Genomic DNA, 20,297 nt, shown 5'->3' with positions numbered 1-20,297 from the left:
ACGCGGCCAGCTGCTTAATGAGTACACAGCCTAGCCTAGGAGGGCCCTGCTGCCAGTTAAATTCGGCGACTGTTCGGGATTCCTCGCCGTGCGCAGACGCCGCCCCTGCACTGGCGGTGATCCACAGGCGATGCTTGCGCTATTCGCGCCACGGCATGCGGCACGGATCCGTAGCCCGCACATCGCCTGTTTCGTCCAGCCGTATGCACGCAAATTCCCTGTTCGCTAGCGATAAATTCCCTGTTCGGATTTGGCGGATCGCGCCCCGGATGCACTGAATTTCGAGGCAAATGTTCGCATTTTCATGGGATAGCGGCCTCACCGCAGGCGCGCTTTCCCTGTAAAATTCCCTGTTCGCAGGGAATTCGGACCGCGGCAGCGAAGGAACTTCCTGCGTCTGTCGTGATTGCTGTTCAAGCGCAGGGAGACGCATCCATGATCCGCAAACCTCTGTTCGTTGTCCTTGCCTGCATAGCATTCTCGTCGACAGCGTTCCCCCAAGGCGGCGGTGGCGGCTCGGGTGGGGGAGCCGGCGGCGGCGCGGGTTCGGCGGCAAGCTCTGGTGCTGGGACAGGCACCTCGTCGAGCAGCGCGACCTCGGGCCCCTCGGCTCCTTCCGGCATAGGGACTCAAGGCACCACCACCGGCGCTAACGTGAACACGAGCAGCCCCAACCCCAGCCAGAACAATCCGAACGTCCAACCCCCAACCGCGAACGGAAAGACGCCGGCCGCCGCGCAAGCCGAGCGTAACTCCGGGGTTGGTCATTCAGCTAATGGTTTGCCGATCGGAAGCCCCGGATCAGGCACCAGCAACGAAGATCAGAAATAGGGCGATCTATTCATCAGCTCTCACCGAAAGGCCCACCGTTGTGGGCCTTTTCCTTCGAGCTATGGCTCCGAATAGATCGGACAGCCTGCGGCCAGTGTGTTAAGGCCGGGGATGAAAAAATTGATTTTGGCGATGCTGCTCATCGCGACGCCGGCCTTGGCGCAGCCCGAACCGCTAGCCCCGAAGGCCCCATTAACCGATCGCGAACGGGTTCAGGCCGATCGTGCGCAGGCCGCCACGCAGGAGAAGGACGCCCCGACCGCGCGGCCGTGGGACAGGGGCGCGGATGGCAAGCGGCCCTGGGACCGGGGTGCGCAGGCGAAGTAGCAGCGTTCCCGACGGGACCTCGAAAGCTTGCCGGCAATCGGCAGCAGCCTTCCGTGAGGATCCTTCCGCGACGGAACTGAGTTTAGGCGGCACGGGCTGGGGCTGCCTCAATTTCTCCATCGAGCCGTCCAGTGCAGCGACAGCGCTCCGGCTCCGCTTCCTCGCCAGTCGGCACGGCCCTATCTGACGGTCACTTCCACAGCGATGATCGAGGATCCGCGCTGCCTGCGGTTTTCGCCTGACACCGCAATTCGAAACCGGTCAGTCCCTGGACGTGAGGGGGCTTGGTAGCGAAATGACGGGCCGACGATCGTCACATGACCGGCACTGGGCGCCTCTGCCAGTTTAACTTCATCCAGAAGCTGAGTTCTGCCGCGCAGGCCTTGCAGGCATTCCGTGCCGGCTGGGATTGAAACAACCCAATACACGGTGTCGGAAAGCAGTACGAAGCGCTCGGGCCGCAAGGCGCATTCACCTGCGGCCGCAGCATGCGCTTGCAGCCAGTATCCCGCGAAAAAACATAGGCTTGCCGCCGCTGTTTTGGGCCTCATGCTGCCGCCCATGCGGTGATCATGGTTGGATCGGCCAGGCAAGCTCAAACAAAATCGCCGCCACCGGCTGCCCGGTGTTGCGGCGATTCATGGGTGAACGCGGCTGGTCGCTAAACGCTGTGCCGTTCACCGAGCGTACCAATACCCCCACCAGCGTTGCGACACAGGTCGGGCCTCCGCCTTGAGCGCGGCGACTTCCTCGACAGAGCGAAGGTTGGGGCCATAGATCGCAGGCGGGTAGACATCATCCCAAAACACGTAACCGGTTCGGAGGTGGGCCGACCGATGATGCGCAGGAGCAAGCGCGAGCTCCGCGGCTGAAGCTGCGGTCGTTATCAAAGCAAGGCCAAGAACAGAAAGAGCAATGGATGGAGCAAGGGTGCGGAAGTTCATTGGATCAATCCCTCTCGAAATGGGCGAGAAATAACGCGACGGCCTCTAAAAGGTTGCAAGCGCATCGTTCCATAGAATGGCTGCGAAATCCAGCTCTTCAGGTGCGCGAATCCACCTGGACGGGACAGAACAGATTTGAAGGTGACCATCCGTGTCGGTGCGTCCGGCCAAAAGATCGCGCTATCAGACAACTCAGATGCTGCTGCTCAGGACACGATCACGCGTGGGCAATCTTTTGGCAGCAGGAGAGCCACCAAGATCATCAGGAATCATGATGTCGACACACTGCTCACTCTTGATGAGCACTGCACTATTCAGGGACGACTCCTATGGCTTCTGCATTTGTCTTCGCCTTGATCTTCTGCGCCGGCGTCATGTCGGTCTATGCGCTGCGTCCGCGGCGGTCGCAACGAACGACGACGAACGAACCCTCCGGTACCTCGCGCAGAACAGCCCGATCGACTCCCAGCTCGGCATTCGGGCGCGTCCGACGTGCCCTTTAGGCCTCGTCCAGCGTGCGAGCGACACCTTTGTTCTCACGACCATAGGCGACACAGAACATGACCCAGCCGATGAGGGACGCACCGCGACGGTACATCGTGGACGGTACAGGACAGCGTGTCCTTTTCGGTTTGACGATCGCGGAAACCATCGAGTTCGAGACGTTGGACAAGCCCGACGCGCCCCTCGGCCCTGGCCTTCGCTTCGATCAGAACAAGCCGGGACAACGATGGCTGGAGCTCTACGCCAAGCATGAGCGGGCCTGGCGCAACTGGATGGCCGACACGCGGGCTGGAGGGGAAATGCCACTCGTGCTCAACTAGGTGATGCTCTTAGCTCGTGACCGCCGAGGCATTCCATTGGCTTCAGGAACAATCTTCCCGACGAATCGGGAGACATTCCCAGGCTAGTCATATCCTGGGCAGTCATACCGCGAGCATCCGGCTGCCTTGTATGCTCATGAGAGTTAGATTGCCCGTCGCGTAGGCGCCCGTATCGATGTTGACCCGGTTTGCCAGAACTTCGGCGGTGCGCACCGGCGTGTGACCATGAACGATATATTTGCCGAACTGCTCCTCACTCTGAAGGAACTCTTCGCGAATCCAAAGCAGGTCGCTTTCGCTTTGCTCGGCCAAGGGGACACCCGGGCGAACGCCGGCGTGGACGAAGAAAAAATCTCCACAGGTAAAGCTAAGCCGTAGTTCGTCCAGGAACTCCAGATGCTCACCCGGCATTGCGCGGATCAAATCGCGCATGATCGACGCTGGGTCGTCGCGCTTCAGGTCTGGCGGCGCGAGTCCATAGGACATGAGTGTCTGGGCGCCACCGATGCGAAGCCAATCTTCAAACAACGAAGGGTCTTCGAAAACCCTCACTAAAAATGCCTCGTGGTTTCCCTTGAGAAAAATCGAGTTTCCCCGCCGGCTTCGTTCGACCAAGAGGTCAAGCGTGGCGCGCGTGTCCGGGCCGCGATCGACATAGTCGCCCATGAACACCTCGATCGCATAGCGTGGCCGACTGTGGGCCAAGTCGGCGTCGATGACCCGCAGCATGGGCTGCAGCAAATGCGAGCAGCCATGAATATCCGAGATCGCGTAAATTCGGACGCCATCCGGCAGTTGCGGCCTATGAATCGGCGGGTGTGATTGGGCAAAAGATGTCATGGCGCGCACACTCGGTGAGGTGGTGGGGACAGTTTCGCCAAGTCGGTCCGCGGCCGGACCTTATTGAAGGGTGTCGCCTCTCAGACAGCCCGATTGCGCCGAAGGAAAGGAGGGTATTCGCTTGCTTAGCTTGTCGGCGCGCGCTGAGCAAATCAGGCAACTCTGCCGTGGGCTGCATCGCGCCCGGCAGCGGGAAGATGCCTGCCTCGCTGAAGACAGCTGGGCGGATACAGCTCTAGATCGTAATTCATCGGACTTCTACTAATCGAATCACATCGGTTGCGGAGTCACTCAATGTGGGCAACAGGCGCATCAAAGATGAGCTGCTATCGCTTCACGCAGGCGCCCCAGCGAATTCGACGCGGAACCTGATTCAAAATAGGGCAGCGAGTTTCGATCGTGTGTCAGCACTGTGACGCAGGTCTTCCGCGCCCATGACCTCTCAACAAAACGCGATGCATTCATGCATCGCAAAAGTTTCGCGTGCAGCGCCACAATATCGCTGTGATCACTTCACAGTTTGCGTTCGGGGAAGTGACGGATCTTCAGCATCACGGATCAGCGTCAAGCATTCTCGATAGCAGAGGTTCGAATGGCTGTTGCAACTTATGGTTCTGAAGGCGCTGGTGCACTGTCGTCAACGCGCGGCACGGCTCTTCAGCGGCCTTTTCAGATCGTCATCATCGCTGCCGACCTGCTGCTGATCCTGCTCAGTTATGGTGCAGGGGCGGCGCTCTACAATGTTGCGCTTGCCTCCACTGGCGACGGCGCGTCGATGGGGGCAGGATTGATTGTCGGCGTTGTGTTCGTCGCGGTCGCATATTCCCAGGACGTCTACGCCACGCACCGCTTGCTGAATCTGGTCTGGCAGCTGCGCAAGGCCGTCTTCATCTGGTTGGCGTCGCTGACGATCCTCGCTATGGCGGCATTTCTGCTCAAATCCACGGACAATCTGTCTCGCGGCACAGTGATCATTTTTGCTGCAATCGGAGGCGCCGGATTGATCAGTCTGCGCTTTGTCTGGCAGTTCGTACTCGCGACAAACTATGCCAGAAGCCGCTTGGTCGATCGCAAGGTGATCCTGTTGAGCCTGAAGCCGCTCGATTTCACCTCAAGCCGCTTCAAGGATTTGCGCAGAAACGGTTTCGACGTCATGCGTCATTTCGTGCTTGGGATCGACAGCGGCGACGGCCATTGGGAGCGACAGATTCGCGATGTTATTCGGCAATCGCGCCAGGCGGACGTCGATGAATATCTTCTAGCGATCGATTGGAACGAATTGCCGATGCTCCGAAAGATCGGGCCCTTCCTGCGCGCGGTGCCCCAACCGGTACGCCTTCTGCCGGATGATTCAATCGCCGACCTCGTGTCGCGCCCATTCCTGCCAGTCAGCGGGACCGTAGCGGTCGAGATTCAGCGGCCGCCGCTCAGTGTTTTCGAGCGTTTCCAAAAGCGCTGTCTTGATGGAGGGGTGGCCTTGTTGGCGCTCGTCATACTTGCACCGCTGCTGCTGACAGTCGCCGTTCTGATCAAGCTCGGATCGCCGGGAGCTGCCATCTTCCGCCAGTCGCGCCGAGGGTTCAACGGCAAGCCGTTCGAGATATGGAAATTTCGGACCATGACGGTCTGCGAGGACGGCCAGACGATTACCCAGGCCACCAAACGGGATGCTCGGGTCACTAAGATCGGGCGTTTCCTTCGCATGACAAGCATCGACGAGTTGCCGCAGCTTTGGAATGTCTTGCGCGGCGACATGTCCCTGGTCGGGCCGCGCCCGCATGCGCTCGCCCATGACAATTACTACGATGAACTCATCAGCAAATACGTCTACCGCCACCACATGAAGCCGGGCCTGACAGGCTGGGCTCAGGTCAACGGCTTCCGGGGAGAAACCCCGACGATCGACTTGATGGAAAAAAGGGTGGAATATGACGTCTGGTACGTCAGCAATTGGAGTATCTGGCTGGATCTGAAGATCATGGCGCGTACGGCCTCGACGGTCCTGTTCCAGGAGGCCTATTAGTAGGAGCCGCCTAGGTGGCGGCGGCACTTATCGGCCCTCAGCTTCCGTTGCCGGGGGTCTTCTTGAAGAGACGAAGGACGGCGTCCCGCAGCGCAAGCATTGGCGGCACAAGGACGAAGAACGCTCCCATGGCGACTGAGGCAACGACGTGACGAAGCGAAAAAGGCTCGTCATGCTCGAGCTCTCGGCGATTCGGATCGAGCGGGGCAGGCGCGAGAGTGGTCGCCAGCGGTCGGGATCCCCGGCGGGCCTTACGCGGGGGAACCACGATCAACACGAAAAGAATATTGAGCAACACCCAGATGCTCAGGACAATAAGAGCAATCACCATCCGAACCTGCCGAAAAAATGCGAAGAGTATGAGCGCACGTTAGCCCCCTGAACCTCGGAAGGAAAGGTGCTCAAAGATTCGGCAGTCCAGGTTGCGGTCACGATCAACAGCCCTTCGTGCCGGGGGCAGGTTTGTGCAGGCAACACGTCACTATCTACTATCTTTCGTCCGGATCGCCGTCGTCAATCCATGCCTTGGGCTATGGCAGAGATCGGCATTTGTGGATTCCGGATGAATACGGGGATTGGGCGCGTATCGGAGCCCGACGATGGGGTCACTTGGCGGGTTGGTTCCGACGTCGTCGCGGCCCCGGAACTCAAATAGAGCCCCGCTGACGCATCTTCGCCCCGCCTGGCGTCCCGCCCCACGGCTGCGAATTTCCGACGGCCCGTTTCGGTCGGCTCCTGCAGACGATGGGACCGAAAAGTGGGTCCCTGCAGTCTCTTCGGAAGGCTCCGCGGCGGCCGTCAGCAGGTCGGGGCCTGCGCTAGGGGCGCAGCCGCGGACTGTGCGGCTTGCTGCGCCCCTCGCTCTAGGAATGTTCGACGTAATAGCTGTTGCGGTGCTTACCCTTATACGCCTCGATGCGTCCAAGCATCTTCGGGTTGGCGCGATTGAGGACAGCACCCAGCAGCTTCTTCTGAAGGATCTCCGACCCCGAAATTGATTCTTGAAGCGCAGCTCGCGTGGTTGCTCCCCATTCGATCACATAGACCATTGCATCGATGAGGACGCTGAACGCTTTTGAGTCCGCCACCGGCATCACAGGCGCAAGATCGATAATGATATATTCGTAGTGTTCCCGGAGCATCGCGAGCAGGTCGGCCATTGGCCTCGATGCGATGACGTCGGCCGAATTGACCATGCGCGAAGCAACGATGGACGGCAGGAAATCGAGACCGGTCTCCTTGCTTCGTTGCACGTGATAGCTGAAGCCCGTGGGATCACTGAGGGCCTCGACCAGTCCGCTGTTGGCGTTCGGCGCGAGTTCCCGTGTGAGTGAGCGCGTATGCAGGTCGCCGTCGATGAGGATGGTGCGGTGACCTGTCATGGCAATCAACTGAGCGAAATTGGCCGCGACTGTCGTTTTTCCTTCCTTTGGCAGCGACGATACAATGCCGATGACCTTGATCTCTCGGGTCATGCGCGCAACGTCGATTGAGACCTTGATGTTGCGCAACGTTTCCGCAAACCGCGAGAACGGATGATCGACGACATAGCGGGATAGTCCCGCTTCGTCGGCTTTCGCGGATGCCGAAAGCAACGCGCGCGTCTTTGTCGGCGGGCGAATATCTGGGAGAACGCCAAGACACTTCACGCCGAGTTCGTCCTCGACCTCTCCGGGGGTCCGCAAGACGTCGTTGAGGAGCTCGCGCGCAAAGGCGGCGCCGAAGCCGAGGCAGAGGCCGCCGACCAAGCCTCCCACCAAGGCCAAAACCGTCCGCGGCGAGCTTTTGCGATCAGGCTTGGTCGCGGTGCTGATCAGGCGTGCCTCGCTGAGCGGGAAGCTCTGATTTTGGGTGGCGCTTTGCAGCTTCTCCAGGAAGTTGTTGTAGAGATTGCGATAGGTGTCGGCCGCGCTTTCGAGATCGCGCAGCTTGACTTCTGCCTGGCCGGTGTGACCCGCCTGGGCGACCAGCTCTTTCACGTTCTTATCGAGAGAAGCCTCTCGGCTTTTTGCGATCTCGTAGTCGCTGCGATAAGCGTCCCCAATCCGATGAAGCTCATCGGCGATATTCTTGCGCAGTTCCTCCATCTTGTTGGCCAAATTGACCGCTGCAAGATGGGTCTTGCCGTAACGCCTTGACCAATCGGCATATTGGGCCTGTAAATCGAGGTACTGGGCGCGCAGGCGCGTAATGACCGAGTTGTTAAGGGCGTCCGTCACGGTGGGTTGGGCGAGGTCTTGGTCGGAAATCGCTTCGATCCGATCGAGGCGCGCCTTGGCTTCGGCCGTGGCCGCCCGCGCCTGAACCAGCTGTGTATTCAAGTCCGACAATTGCTGCTCGGACATGAGGCCGCGGCTGGTTCCGACGATATTGTGCTCTGCCTTGAAGGTTTGCACCGCGCGGTCGCTGGCCGTCGCCTGCTCGCTGAGCTCGACGCTCCGCTGCTGGAGCCATTCGGTCGCCCGTTTAGTGGACTGGTATTTTGCTTCCAGTGCACCCACGATGTAGGCATCGGCGATCGCATTTACGATCTTGACTGCCTTGTCCGGGCTGTGTGCGCGATAATTGAGCGACAAGACGTATGTGGTCAGGACGCGCTCGACCCTGAGACTCTTTTGAATCGATTCCACCACGGCATGTTCGATCCGCTCCTGCGTGGGCGGTTCGCCGGATTCGAACACTGACATGATCTTGCCGGTAACGACGGCGAGAAGTCCTGGATTGGATCCGTTGAATTCCGGATCCTCGGTGAGCCGCAGGCGGCGAACGATTGAAAGGATAAGATCGTCAGAATTGATGACTTCGACCTGGCTGTCGACATAGCCGGTGTCGATCAGAGCGCTGTTGGTCCCGCTGTCCTTGTCCAGAACCTGGGTTTGCCGGGTGTCCATCATGATACGGGCGTTTGCCGTATACATCGGCTTTGCCAGAACCAGATAGACGATCACCAGAGCCAGCGAAGCGCCAACTGCCGCAGCGATCAGCGGCCATTGCCGACGAAGGACATCAGTGACACGGTCAAAGCTGAGGACCGCGCCGCCAAACTCGATGCCAAACCGGTGTCCCGATTGGAAGTGTTCTCTAGGCTGATACATCTGAAATTCGCTGCCTTAATGGTCAGGATCAATTCGGGAGGGGAACAGGTTTGAATGGATTGGCCAGTTTGGTCTTCCATTCGCCTTCCAACAGCGCTCCGCCCCGAGGCTGCGTCGGCTTGTTGTCTCTCGGCTGCAATTGGGCGCTGGAGCCATCTTCTCCCGCCGCGGAATAGCCCGCCTGCACGGCGAGGTCACCGACTCGCTGCGTGAAATCCCTAATCTTGCGCGCAGCGTCCGGTTTCGTTGACGTGCACAGCGCTTCTGCGAGCCGCAGCGCCGCGCCGATGGTCGAGCGGTCGGGGGAAGCCAATTCGGAAATGAGCGTCTGCACCGACGGCAACACCGATGGATTGGTCGCGATATATGAAGAAAGGCGAGCCCTCAGCTTCTCTTTGTCGTTGCGTAGCCGTTCCAGAAGCGAAGACGGCGCCTTCACGAAGGCGTCGAGTTCGGTTTGTGAGGCGCGGTCCGAGAATCCAACGCATTGAGCGCGGGTCGGACCGACGCCCGATGCGATCAGAGCAAATCCCGTCAAGATGATGGGTAGCCATCTCGGCTTCGTACGACGCGTCACTTCGCAGCTCATCCGTGTCCCTTCGTCGTTGCTGCAAACCAGTACACGCGAAGAGTGGCAGCCAACTGTGTCAATTTTTGTGCGATGCAAAAGCGGGTTTCATTCGGTCGCGCTTCCCATCGATTGATACATCAGTGCCTTACCTTTCGTCGGTTGTGCAAGTACGATTTGCAATGCCTGCGAGATCGGCACAATGGCGCCTGCGATTTTTGCAGTTTGAAGATTTATGAGGCGGTCGCAAAAATCTTGTCGCGAAATTGACACACGAAAATTGTTCGAGCGAGCAGCGCTGGATAGCGCCTGGATCAAGAAACATCTTCTGTACAGGCTAAATCGCAACACCGCCGGGTTTCGCGCATACTTTGTTCGCAAATGCTCGCGACCATTCGCCGGCGAGTCAGTTCGTTCGTCCCGATGCTCCTCGATCAGCAAAAATGGCGCAAAGTTGTCGCGCGCATGTTCGAATGACAGAGAGCGTTGAATTTATCGCCGGTCGTCATGCGTCATACGCGAATCCTCAATCGTGACGATTGAAAGCACGCAAAGACCTGATACAGACTGCTGCGGTGCAACAGCTACGGAATGTCGATGTGACGGAGTTGGTTCATCGTGAGAAAGCGCATGTCCTGCCGCTCGACAGCATCCGGGGTATCGCCGCGACATCTGTGGTGATCCACCATCTCCTGCTGATGCCGACCTTTCTCGCGGCATTCCCACACAATGCGTGGATCAATTGCTCGTTCTTCAGAAGCGCGTGGCTATTGGTCGACTTGTTCTTCGTTCTCAGTGGCATCGTGATGTCGTTGAGCTACGTCGAGGGCGACTTCGGACGCTTCTCGCTGCGCGAATTCATGGTGCGGCGTTTGGCGCGGGTCTATCCGCTTCACATCGTCATGCTGATCGCAAACCTGCTGTTCCGCCTCCTGCGTATCGGCTTGGTCGCCACAGGCGTCGTGGTTGCCGCGCCAGCCGCCTTCGAGGTGAACAACGCCTATTCCTTCCTGCTCAACGTCTTTCTCCTGCATTCGATGGGACTGATCGACTATCTCAGCTGGAACGCTCCGAGCTGGAGCATAAGTGTCGAATTCTACACCTACCTGGTGTTCGGCCTGATCGTCCTGCTGGCCCAGCGCATGCGTTCGCTGTCGTGGTTCTACGCCGTCTCCGGGCTCGTCGCGGTCGCAAGTCTTGTCGTGATCGTCTTCGTGCTCGACAAGAGGAGTCTGGGACTCCAGACCGATTTCGGCATTCTTCGCTGTTTTGTGAGCTTCTTCCTCGGTGTCTTGACCGTCAGGATCGTTCGTCGGCTGCCAGGCAAGCCGAGCCCTGCCGTGCAGGGAGGGCTGCAGTTGATCGCCATGATTGCCAGTATCGTCCTGGTCAGCCTCGCAGAGACCAATCCGGCGACCACCTTCCTGGCGCCGCTTGTTTTCGCAGCCTTCCTTGGCACGCTGCTGGCGTTTCCGGATGCGTTGCTGGTGCCGAAGATTCTGGTGGCGCGGCCGCTGGTGTGGCTGGGGCGCAGATCCTACTCCATCTATATGGTGCATGCGCTCGTGGTGCTCTTCGCGGAGTACTTCGTGCGGGCACTTGGGCCACGGCCGATCGCGGCGCTCGATTCGATCTGGACGGGGCTGCCGGCGACGCTGAACCTCGTGATCTCCCTGGCCGCTGTGCTGGTAGTTTCGAACTTCAGCTATCTCTACATCGAGAGTCTTGGCGGTAAGCTGCTTCGGAATGCCCTTGGAAGCCGGCCCGATTTTTCGCCATCTCCGGCGCCATCGGCGCGGCTGACGAATTGAGGCGAGCATGACGGCCCTTGCGCTGCAGCGCCCGCAGATCACGCTGGTCAGCCTCAACATCGAGGCGATCGCGCTCGGGGTTTATCTGGTCCGAGACGCCTTCGGCGGCGTGATCCGCTACTACACCAGCATCTTTCATCTGGACACGCTCTGGTACCTGCCCGACGGCGTCGCGCTGCTGTGTCTGGCCCAGTTCTTCGTGCATTGCATTTTGCGCAATCGCAGCACCCTGGCGCTCCTGGTGTTCGCGCAGATCATGCTGTCGCTGGTGCTCGGCTACTTCATGATGGGCACTGCGACCGCCGCGATCTCGGCTTTCAAGATGATGCTGCCGGTGTTTGTCGGATTCTGTTTCTGCGATTCGAGCCTGGGTTCCTACCGAAAGCTGCTGTCGATCATCGCCGTGACCTTCTATCTCTCCGTCATCGGCGTGTTGTTGACCAAGTTCTACCTCATGCCCTGGGTCGGCTACAAATATGAATCCTTTGGCGCCGTGCGTGAGGCGGGCCGGCTATGGTGGGCCTATGGCGGTGACGATCAGCGGCTGATGGGCTTTGCCGCCGACAATACCATGGCCGCATTCTTCATCCTCGTGTCGTTTGCGATCACGTCGATCCGCAAGAGCACGCTCTGGTGCCTTCTGTACGGCTCCCTGGCGGTTTACGTCATTCGTCTGACCACCAGCAAGACGACCATGATCGTTCTCGTGCTGTACCTGGTGCTGCTGGTGATCGTGCGAATGCTGCCGGAGAAGTCGCGTTTCCCCGCGATCCGCGCGATCGCGTTGTGGTCGTTCGCTGCGATCCTCGTTCCGTTCTTCATGATCGTGGTCGCATCGGGCACCGCAGCAGTGCCGCACTCGACCTTGTTCAGCATTCTCGACCGCATCAATAACAGCTGGCAGCTGCCGTTCGTCTACATGAGCCAGCTGATGCCGATCGGTCTGGTAACCGGCTGCGGCGCGGGTTGCTTCAACTATCCGCAGAAGCTTTTCTCGCCGCTCGCGGCGTACTGGGTACCGGTCGACAACTTCTACATCGGAACATACCTGATGTTCGGGCTTCCGTTCGTCGCATTCATGGTGATGGTGTTCCGCGCCAACTTCGGAGCGACCGACGTCTACAAGCTGACGCTGCTCTTCGTGGTCAACCTGTTTACCATCACCGTCCTGAACTACGGTCCAGCATCAGGGCTCCTGATCATCGCATTGAGCTTCAGCGAAGTATTCTCCCGGCGGGCGACCTCCGCACGGGCAGCCGATACCGTTCCGATAGAATTGCCGCGGCCGATCCGCTCATTGGAGGGTCTCGGCGTAGATATGCCAGGGACGGCAGCGCGTGGGAGCAGATGAGACAAACGATGCATAGACGGCTTGCATTCATCGATACGCTGCGCGGCATTGCCGTGTTGGCGGTGCTGTTCCAGCACGTGTTCGAGGTGATCGTCCAGAAGCACCCCACCGGCGCGTATTACTGGGTCTTCCACGATGCGATCGGCTACTACATGAACTTCGGCCGGTTCGGAGTCGTGCTGTTCTTCTTCGTCAGCGGATTCGTCATCCCGTTCAGTTTTCCGGACAGTGCTACTCCTGTGCGCGATTTCACGATCAGCCGCTTCTTTCGGCTCTACCCGGCGTACTGGACGTCGATGGTGATCGGGCTCGTCACGATGCAGGTGCTGGAGGCCAATGCCTACCCGTTGTCGCAGGTCATCGCGAACGTGACGATGCTGCAGACTTTCGTGAACATCCCGAACCTCTGGATCTTCTACTGGACGTTGGCGATCGAGCTCCTGTTCTATGTCGGATGCACCATTCTTTTCGCGATGGGATTGCTGAACCGGCGCTTTACTGCAGTTGCGATTGTCATTGCTGCGGCGCTGGTCGGGACCGCCGCAGCACTTCTGATCGAAAGCAGGACGGTGTCGTCGCTGATGGAGGTTGGGCTGAACCTTTCGGCGATGTTCCTGGGCAAGGTCATCCGCGACACCGTCATCGGCGGAAAGCTGCGATGGCCGCACGTCGCCGTTTGTACGGTGTTCTATGCGATCTTCGCCATCACGCTGGCGGAGAGGCGGTTCGGCGGCGTCTATCAGGAGAACTTCTTCTACAGCTATTCGATCGGGTCGGCTTATGTCTGCGCAGCGCTCGTCTTCATCGCGTTTGCGGCGTTCGGTGAGAGGATGGCCTGGCGCTCGATGGCGTTCGTGGGAACCATCAGCTATTCCGTCTATTTGATGTCGCCGTTCGTGATCGTCTGGATCCATCGCCTCGTCTGGCTCGGTGATGGACCGCTGGGATGGGCCGCTTTCGCCGCGCTGGTCGCAGCATTGTCAATTCTGGTCAGCTGGTCGACATATGCGTTCGTCGAGAAGCCCAGCATATCGTTCGGCCAGAGGTTCCGGTCGAAGCGCAGGAGGGCGGTCGTTCTCGAGCCGGCGCTCAGCGCGCAAGGGGCAGCTGAGTGATCGAAAAAACGCGCCAGCCGAATGCCGGATACGACGGATCTTTCGTTCCCTCCGTCCAGGGACTTCGTGGCATTGCGGCGCTGAGCGTGCTGATGGATCATTTCTACGACATGCCAAAGGGAGGCGTGTACGACATTCCGGATCCGGGCTTCCTGCCGCCGCTCTGGCTCTGGCTGCAATCGGTGATCAATGTCGGCGGCCACGGTGTCGAGCTGTTTTTCATGATCAGCGGCTTCCTGATCCCGGCCAGTCTGGTGCGGCACGGCTCGCTGCCAAGGTTCTTCTTCGACCGTGTCCTGCGCATCATGCCGGTGTTCGTCGTGCTGCATCTCGCGCTGTTCGTGATTGGCCCGATCGTGGGCTACAAATTCTTCCGCGGGATCGATCTGACCGGTTATCTCGCGATCTTCACGGCCAATCTGTTCTTCGTGCAGGACGCTCTCGGCTTGCCCATTGCTCAGCAGAATGCCTGGACCTTGACTTACGAATGGGCGTTCTACATCTGGTTCGGGCTGACATTCTCGGTGTGGCGCATCGGAGGGAGAATGCTGGCGGCGCCCCTGATCTTGCTGGGCGTGGCCTGTCTCCTGCATTGCCCGATCACGGCGTTCTTCTGCATTGGCATGCTTCTCAGCGCCACGGGTTGGCGCATCTCCATTCCGGGACCTCTTGGCTTGATGGCGGGCCTGACGTGCGGGGTCGCCATGTACGCGAGCCTGGTGCTGTTTCACCCGTTCGTAGGTCTTATTCCGGGCCTTTTGCTGTTCGCCATGGTGCTGGCCCCGGACTCCGGTCTCGCCAGGGCGCTCAGCACGCCGGCCCTGCAGTATGTCGGCAAGATAAGTTACAGCCTTTATCTCGTGCACCCGTTCGTCCTGTTTCCGTTACAGGTGATCGGGCTCAAGCTCGTCGCTGTCGGTGTCGACCGCTGGCTGCTGTGGGCAGCATTCATCCTGCTGGGATCGTTGATGTCGCTGGTTGCAAGCGCGATCACCTACGAGCTGATCGAGGTGAGGCTGAGACGATTGTTGGATGGCGCGGTCCGCGGCATGTTCTTTCGGTCATTGAGCAAGATGGAACAGTCCGCCTAGAAGATCGCAATATAAGTCACGATCAGCTCACGGTACGGCCGGCAAGCTTGCGGTAGGATGGCAACAGGCCATCGGCGATGCGATCCCAGTTCAACTGGCCCGCCGCTGTCTGCCGTGCACCGTCGGTCAATGTCGCGGTAAGCGATTTCGAGGTCAGGACGCGTTCGAGCGCATCGGCCAAGGCGGCAGCATTACCAGGCGGGACCAGAAGCCCGTTCACGCCGTCTGTCACGACGTCAGGAATGCCACCGGTGGCGCTGGCGACGACGGGACGGGAATTCCCGTAAGCAGACGCCAGCACGCCGCTCTGCGTCGCATCCTTATAGGGCAGGGCGACCACGGTCGCAGACTGAAATAATTGTCCCGTATCCTCGGGCGAGATATAGGCATCGATCGTTTTGACCGTCGGCATGGCCTCCATGCGCGCGCCGAGCCGCGTCATCTCGGGACCGCGGCCCGCGACGATCGCTTCGTGCGCCACGCCGCGCCGGTCCAGCAGGTCGATCGCATCGATGAAGATGTCCAACCCCTTGTAAGCCCACATCCGCCCAAAAAACAGGATTCGTGCAGATTCGGGTTCGATGGCCGCGGCGCGCGTCGGGGGCACCATGAGCACGCCGTGCATGCTGGAGACGATTTCTCCATTAAAGTCCGGCGTCGCATGGCGGAAATCTGCAATGCAGCTCTCGCCGTGCGTCGTGACGACTGACGCTGCCGCGCGCATGCGCGCGCGCCAGCCGTCCTCGCGCGGAGAGGTGCCCGAGCCGCCTTCCGAATGAGGAATTGCGTCGTGAACGGTCAGCACCAGCGGGATTCCAAGCGGACGCAGGAACTGGATCAGCTTGGATGTGTAGACTTCCGGAACTTCGTGACAATGAACCACGTCTGGACGAAACGAAATTATGTCCATGAATGAAGCTGGAATGCCGATGGCGCCGGCGCGGCGCAGGCTCAAATCGCGGATCCTTGTGTTGAAGGGTGTCGTCACCGCGATATCGGCCAGTTCCCACTGCTGGTTCGCATCCTTGCGGTTGAGGACGAGGCGAACATCGCAATGGCGCGCCAAGCCCGACGCGAGCCGGTAGGAATATTCTGCAAAATGCGGCGCGTAGATCGCCACGCGCAAGCGCCTGGAGTTGCGATTGAAGGCGGTGGTAGGCGAATTCATCAAGGCATCCATTTTGCATCACATCGCTGAGCCGGTTGGAGTGTAGTCCACGATTTGAACTCACTTCCACGCTAAATCGGATGATAGATGGTGCTCATCTGATTGCCATAACGTCGTCGTACTGCTGCGCGATTGCTGCCGCCATCGGGACGGAGTGGAAAAGGGCGACGTCACGCGCGGTCATCGATTCCCTGTTTGTCTAGCGGGCGATTGTGATTGGATCTGTCGGAATTGGGTCGATTTTTTGATGAACGTCACTCCGGGCAAACAACATCAGGTCGTGGTCGCGTTGTTGTGGTCGCTGGCGCAGAACTGGGGCGGCCGTGCGCTGTCATTTGTTCTGTTCTTGATATTGGCGCGGCTGCTCAATCCTGCGGATTTCGGTCTTGCCGCGCTGGTTGGCTTCATCCTGCTGCTCCTGAGCTCCATTTCCGAATTCGGGTGCGGTGACGCGTTGATCCAGCGACGCACGCTCGAGCCTGCGGACGTGACGCTGCCATTTTTCTGCTCACTGGCGGCATCGGTCCTCCTTGCCGTTCTCATCGCCCTGCTGGCGACCGATATCGAGCGTTGGCTCGACGTGAAGGGACTTGCGCCGCTCTTGACGGCTGCGAGCCTCTCGCTTCCGATCGGTACCGCCACGCTGTTCCAGGAGGCGCTCTACAAGCGCCAGATGGATTTTCGTGTGCTTGCGCTCAGGACCATGGTGGCGACCGCGATCTCCGGAGTGGTCGGGATCGCCTGTGCCTATGCCGGGTTCGGTGCCCTCAGTCTCGTGATCCAGGTGGTCGTTCAGAGCGCGGTCAGCGGCCTGTGGCTCTGGAGCCAGCCCAGATGGCTCCCGATGCGCGGCTACGATCTGAAGAGCTTGCGCGAACTCTCCGGCTACAGCATCCACGTCGTGTCGAACAGGCTGCTGGACTTCGCCATCGTGCGTACGATCGACATGATCATCCTGTCGCTTTATGGCGTCGCGGCCTTGGGCATCTACACGGTGGGCGCGCGGGTCTACATTATCCTGATGCAGTTGCTGACACAGGCGGTCATGGACGTCGCGCTGAGCGCACTGTCCAAGATCGCGCATGAGCGTCACCGTATTGCCGACGCCTATCTGCGAAGCGTGAGCCTCGGAGCATTGATTGGCTCTCCGGTCTTTGTGCTCCTGGCGGCGATCGCGCCGGAGTTCTCCCTGCTGCTGTTCGGCTCAAAATGGGCCGGCAGCGAAGCCGTGATGAGGCCGCTGATGCTCATCGGCGCGATTCAGACGGTGCAGTTCGTGAACAGCGCCTATTTTGGCGCCATGGGCAAGCCCAACTACGTTTTCCTGCTGAACATTCTCAAATTCGCCACGGTGGTCCCCGCCATGTTCCTGCTGCCGTCGCACGACATTGGTCAGCTGGCCACCATCTTCGCTGTCGCGCAGCTCGTGGTGACGCCCGTGACGTTCGCGCTGGCGCTCAGGCTGCTGGGCCTGAGCTGGAACCAGTTTCTGCGGCCCGTCGCAGGCTGTCTTTGCGCCATCCTTCTGGCTTATGGCGCAGTTGCGCTATGCCGCGAAGCGACCCCGGACATGAATCCCTATTTGCGGATAGGACTGCTCTCGTCATGTTTCGGGGCGACCTATCTGATGAGCATCTTGCTGTTCTGGCGAAAGCAGCTGTTCTCCCTGATCGCTTTCGTCGTGAAGCGTGGTGCGACCGCCTGATGAAGACGAGGAAGACGTCGTGAAGCAATTGATTCCGGTACCCGTTCGCAAGCATCTCCGAGGCTGGCTCAACAGCGCGAAGAACACGCCCTTTGCGGTCGATCTGCTCGAGTTGCGCAGGTGGCAGATCGCCAGGAAGGCTATCGGCGGCAGTGCCGCGCCGCGCAACAACCCGCGCCGGCTCGTCCTGCTCCCGTCCGACCCCTGGAGCATTCATCAGTCGCGCGGCGATGAGGCCATGATCGAGGCGGCCGTCGGCGAGATGAAGCAGGCCCATCCGAACATCGAGGTCTACATTGTCACCGCCACCAAAGCGGCAAGCGCGGAAGTGCGCGCAATGGGGTTCAAGCCGCTCGAATTTTGGAGGCAGCCGTTTTCCTATATGACGGTGGCGCAGGAGCTTTCTCTCACCAGGCCGGATTTCGGAATGGTTCTGGGGGCAGACGTGCTGGACGGCTACTATTCCCCCGTGGACGCCGCTCGCATGCTGCTCGTCGCCGATCTCATGGCAGCGTGCGGCGCCAAGGTCAGCGTGCTCGGATTCAGCTTCAACTCCCGTCCGGCCAAGGCATTGCGCGAGGTGTTTCGGCTGCTCGATCCCGGCGTGGTCTTGAATTTGCGCGATGCACTATCTCTTCAGCGCTTCAAAGAGTTCGCCCCGAATCGTGCGCACCTCGTCGCTGATTCCGCATTCATGCTGGTGCCACAGGCGGAGACCGCGGCTGTGAAGCAGATTGCGGCCGCGATTGCGGAGCAGCGCAGGCAGGGACGCGACGTCTTTGTCTTCAATATCCACCCGATGTTGTTCAGGAAATCCGAGCCGGCCAAGTTACGGCGAATGATCGAACTCGCGGCGAGCGCAATCGAGCGCATGTCTCGAGAGCATAACGCGAGCTGGGTGTTGCTCGCGCACGACTATCGTCCGGAGATCGCCGACGACAATTGCCTTCGACCGCTGGCCGGTCGCCTGAGCGCAGCGCTGGGCAACCATGTTCATCATGTCGAGCACGTGCTGTCAGCGAGCGAGATCAAGGCAGTCGTCGGTCTGGTGGACGGCGTCGTCACCGGCCGCATGCATCTTGCGATTGCGGCTCTCGGACAGGGAACGCCGGTTGCGGCGATCACATACCAGGACAAGTTCCAGGGCCTGTTCGCTCATTTCGGTGTGAGCGAATCGCTTCTTCTCTCACCTGAGCAACTGCTCGCGGGAGACAATCTCGAGAAGTTTCTGCTGAGGTTCCTCGGCGCCTACAAGACGGCCGGCGCGCAGGTCCGCAATATGCTGCCGGCAGTCATGGAGCTGTCGCGCGCCAACATCGCTCCGCTGCGGGGCGATGGTTTGATGTCGGTTGACGCGGTGTCCGACGGTAAGGTCGCCTGAGGGAAGCGGGCGGACGTCAGTTGGCGGCCTGCTCCGTCTCGTCGAAACGCACGGACGTCTTGGTGACAGACGTCTTGTTGGTGGCAGGCGTCTTGGCGGACGATTGCACTTTGCGCGGCGATCCAAATCCGATGTCGGCCCCACGATTGATCAGCCGCCGCGCCGGGTTCTCGAAATAGGCATAGGTGCGATCGGCGATGATGGTCAGGATCGCGCAGCACGCGAGAGCAAAGAGGCCAAATTGATCCGGACGCAGACCAAGCGACGCCCACAACGGCTTGAATACGGCGATGAGGACGGCGTCGTGCAGCATGTAGATCGAGTATGAAGTGTTGCCGAGCCGCCCGAGGAGGCGGCTGCCCGGAATTTGCACGAAAGCGCTCTCCCCGACGGCGGTGAGCAGGATCGCGCAGGAGAACAGAATGATGGCCAGATCCGGCTTGGCGAAGATGTTCAGGACAAGCACGGAGATCCCGAACAGGGCGATGCCGGCGAAGACGACCGGCTTGTGCCGATACGGGTGCGACAACCTGAACAATATGGCGAGCAGGATTCCATTCAAGAAGCTCGGCAGCGCACGGAGCATCCCGTAGTCATAATTGGCTCCATACATCTGCGATCGTTCTTGCCAGATCGGCAAATGGCCGTGGGCCAGGACCAGATAGAGCGCAGCGACGATGGCGGCCAGCACCAGCGGATGGACCTTGCGTGCAAGCAGCATAAGCAGGGGAAAGATCAGATAGCAGAAGAATTCCGCGCTGATCGACCAGGACGGAGAGTTGAAGCTCAAATGATCGGTAACGCCCCAGGCCTGAAGCAGCACGAGGTTGTACAGGAAGTCCAGCGGCGTCGACCTCGCCGATCGGTCCAGACCGAACCCGATCAGCAATACGAACACGAGTAAAGTCAGAAAATGCAGCGGATAGATCCGCGCAATGCGGCGGATCATGAACCGGGAATATGCCTTGAGACCACGCGCGTCAGACGGATAGGAATAGGAGATCACGAACCCGGACAAGATGAAGAACATGTCCACGAAAAGGCCATAAGATCCGTTCCAGATCGGCGCGATACCGCTGTCGATGGTCTTCAGATGGAAAATGAAAACGCCGAGAGCGGCAACGAAACGATAGAAGTCGAGAACGACGAACCGTCTTGCTTCATTGGCTTCCATCGCGTGTCGAATTCCTTGCCTGACGCTACCGTCTGCTTAGCGGTCAATT

Annotated in this window: 17 protein-coding genes; 9 read left to right on the top strand and 8 right to left on the bottom strand. The window is 59.6% G+C overall.

What is annotated here, in order from left to right; translation table 11 throughout:
• Positions 1–942: 942 nt before the first annotated feature.
• Complete coding sequence (locus IVB54_RS30020) at positions 943–1,158, top strand: hypothetical protein (RefSeq protein WP_018458866.1); 216 nt, start codon at positions 943–945, stop codon at positions 1,156–1,158.
• Between the two features lie 179 nt (positions 1,159–1,337).
• Here IVB54_RS30020 and IVB54_RS30015 read toward each other — a convergent pair whose 3' ends face one another.
• On the bottom strand, positions 1,338–1,721 hold the full coding sequence (locus IVB54_RS30015) for a hypothetical protein (protein ID WP_143273163.1): 384 nt from the start codon (positions 1,719–1,721) through the stop codon (positions 1,338–1,340).
• 941 nt (positions 1,722–2,662) lie between these two features.
• Here IVB54_RS30015 and IVB54_RS30010 point away from each other — a divergent pair.
• Complete coding sequence (locus IVB54_RS30010) at positions 2,663–2,926, top strand: hypothetical protein (RefSeq protein ID WP_018458864.1); 264 nt, start codon at positions 2,663–2,665, stop codon at positions 2,924–2,926.
• Positions 2,927–3,028: 102 nt separating this feature from the next.
• Here IVB54_RS30010 and IVB54_RS30005 read toward each other — a convergent pair whose 3' ends face one another.
• Complete coding sequence (locus IVB54_RS30005) at positions 3,029–3,766, bottom strand: metallophosphoesterase family protein (protein ID WP_026233678.1); 738 nt, start codon at positions 3,764–3,766, stop codon at positions 3,029–3,031.
• 592 nt (positions 3,767–4,358) lie between these two features.
• On the opposite strand from IVB54_RS30005, the gene IVB54_RS30000 reads away from it, so the two are divergent.
• Entirely contained in the window at positions 4,359–5,789 is a 1,431-nt protein-coding gene (locus IVB54_RS30000; protein ID WP_247776578.1) for an undecaprenyl-phosphate glucose phosphotransferase, read from the top strand.
• A gap of 37 nt (positions 5,790–5,826) precedes the next feature.
• Here the strand turns inward: IVB54_RS30000 and IVB54_RS29995 are convergent, their stop codons facing one another.
• The 4 genes from IVB54_RS29995 to IVB54_RS29980 form a co-directional block, all read right to left on the bottom strand.
• Entirely contained in the window at positions 5,827–6,120 is a 294-nt protein-coding gene (locus tag IVB54_RS29995) for a hypothetical protein (RefSeq protein ID WP_018458861.1), read from the bottom strand.
• 532 nt (positions 6,121–6,652) lie between these two features.
• Entirely contained in the window at positions 6,653–8,884 is a 2,232-nt protein-coding gene (locus IVB54_RS29990) for an AAA family ATPase (protein ID WP_018458860.1), read from the bottom strand.
• Between the two features lie 28 nt (positions 8,885–8,912).
• Positions 8,913–9,422: a hypothetical protein gene (locus IVB54_RS29985; RefSeq protein WP_018458859.1), complete on the bottom strand. Its 510-nt coding sequence runs from the start codon at positions 9,420–9,422 to the stop codon at positions 8,913–8,915.
• 138 nt (positions 9,423–9,560) lie between these two features.
• Entirely contained in the window at positions 9,561–9,770 is a 210-nt protein-coding gene (locus tag IVB54_RS29980; RefSeq protein ID WP_157643072.1) for a hypothetical protein, read from the bottom strand.
• A 281-nt stretch (positions 9,771–10,051) separates the two neighbouring features.
• On the opposite strand from IVB54_RS29980, the gene IVB54_RS29975 reads away from it, so the two are divergent.
• Genes IVB54_RS29975 through IVB54_RS29960 form a run of 4 tightly spaced genes read left to right on the top strand, consistent with a single transcriptional unit; the run spans position 10,052 to position 14,820 of the window.
• Entirely contained in the window at positions 10,052–11,263 is a 1,212-nt protein-coding gene (locus tag IVB54_RS29975; RefSeq protein WP_240543140.1) for an acyltransferase, read from the top strand.
• A 7-nt stretch (positions 11,264–11,270) separates the two neighbouring features.
• The gene (locus tag IVB54_RS29970; RefSeq protein WP_018458856.1) at positions 11,271–12,614 is read left to right on the top strand and encodes a hypothetical protein; all 1,344 of its coding nucleotides are present in this window, start codon (positions 11,271–11,273) and stop codon (positions 12,612–12,614) included.
• An 8-nt stretch (positions 12,615–12,622) separates the two neighbouring features.
• On the top strand, positions 12,623–13,729 hold the full coding sequence (locus IVB54_RS29965) for an acyltransferase (RefSeq protein ID WP_018458855.1): 1,107 nt from the start codon (positions 12,623–12,625) through the stop codon (positions 13,727–13,729).
• Positions 13,726–14,820 carry an acyltransferase gene (locus tag IVB54_RS29960; protein WP_018458854.1) on the top strand — a complete coding sequence of 365 codons (1,095 nt, stop codon included), beginning with the start codon at positions 13,726–13,728 and terminating at the stop codon, positions 14,818–14,820. Before IVB54_RS29965 ends, IVB54_RS29960 begins: the two co-directional genes overlap by 4 nt.
• A gap of 22 nt (positions 14,821–14,842) precedes the next feature.
• Here IVB54_RS29960 and IVB54_RS29955 read toward each other — a convergent pair whose 3' ends face one another.
• Positions 14,843–15,988 (bottom strand): glycosyltransferase family 4 protein, encoded by a 1,146-nt coding sequence (locus tag IVB54_RS29955; RefSeq protein ID WP_247371314.1) that lies wholly within the window; start codon positions 15,986–15,988, stop codon positions 14,843–14,845.
• A gap of 247 nt (positions 15,989–16,235) precedes the next feature.
• On the opposite strand from IVB54_RS29955, the gene IVB54_RS29950 reads away from it, so the two are divergent.
• Both IVB54_RS29950 and IVB54_RS29945 read left to right on the top strand, forming a co-directional pair.
• Positions 16,236–17,693 (top strand): lipopolysaccharide biosynthesis protein, encoded by a 1,458-nt coding sequence (locus IVB54_RS29950; protein ID WP_247776577.1) that lies wholly within the window; start codon positions 16,236–16,238, stop codon positions 17,691–17,693.
• Between the two features lie 19 nt (positions 17,694–17,712).
• Entirely contained in the window at positions 17,713–19,074 is a 1,362-nt protein-coding gene (locus tag IVB54_RS29945) for a polysaccharide pyruvyl transferase family protein (protein WP_240543968.1), read from the top strand.
• A gap of 16 nt (positions 19,075–19,090) precedes the next feature.
• Here the strand turns inward: IVB54_RS29945 and IVB54_RS29940 are convergent, their stop codons facing one another.
• On the bottom strand, positions 19,091–20,248 hold the full coding sequence (locus IVB54_RS29940; RefSeq protein WP_018458849.1) for an acyltransferase: 1,158 nt from the start codon (positions 20,246–20,248) through the stop codon (positions 19,091–19,093).
• Positions 20,249–20,297 lie beyond the last annotated feature (49 nt).

Origin of the sequence: Bradyrhizobium sp. CW1 (assembly GCF_023100665.1) — a bacterium.
GTDB classification, from domain to species: Bacteria; Pseudomonadota; Alphaproteobacteria; order Rhizobiales; family Xanthobacteraceae; genus Bradyrhizobium; species Bradyrhizobium canariense_D.
This window is presented reverse-complemented; position numbering and strand designations above follow the sequence as displayed.

Coding starts and splice junctions, on each gene's coding strand:
- IVB54_RS30005 (WP_026233678.1), bottom strand. CDS start 3,766: ATGACATCTTTTGCCCAATCACACCCGCCGATTCATAGGCCGCAACTG.
- IVB54_RS29955 (WP_247371314.1), bottom strand. CDS start 15,988: ATGAATTCGCCTACCACCGCCTTCAATCGCAACTCCAGGCGCTTGCGC.
- IVB54_RS30000 (WP_247776578.1), top strand. CDS start 4,359: ATGGCTGTTGCAACTTATGGTTCTGAAGGCGCTGGTGCACTGTCGTCA.
- IVB54_RS30020 (WP_018458866.1), top strand. CDS start 943: ATGAAAAAATTGATTTTGGCGATGCTGCTCATCGCGACGCCGGCCTTG.
- IVB54_RS30010 (WP_018458864.1), top strand. CDS start 2,663: ATGACCCAGCCGATGAGGGACGCACCGCGACGGTACATCGTGGACGGT.
- IVB54_RS29995 (WP_018458861.1), bottom strand. CDS start 6,120: ATGGTGATTGCTCTTATTGTCCTGAGCATCTGGGTGTTGCTCAATATT.
- IVB54_RS30015 (WP_143273163.1), bottom strand. CDS start 1,721: ATGGGCGGCAGCATGAGGCCCAAAACAGCGGCGGCAAGCCTATGTTTT.
- IVB54_RS29970 (WP_018458856.1), top strand. CDS start 11,271: ATGACGGCCCTTGCGCTGCAGCGCCCGCAGATCACGCTGGTCAGCCTC.
- IVB54_RS29965 (WP_018458855.1), top strand. CDS start 12,623: ATGCATAGACGGCTTGCATTCATCGATACGCTGCGCGGCATTGCCGTG.
- IVB54_RS29940 (WP_018458849.1), bottom strand. CDS start 20,248: ATGGAAGCCAATGAAGCAAGACGGTTCGTCGTTCTCGACTTCTATCGT.
- IVB54_RS29990 (WP_018458860.1), bottom strand. CDS start 8,884: ATGTATCAGCCTAGAGAACACTTCCAATCGGGACACCGGTTTGGCATC.
- IVB54_RS29950 (WP_247776577.1), top strand. CDS start 16,236: ATGAACGTCACTCCGGGCAAACAACATCAGGTCGTGGTCGCGTTGTTG.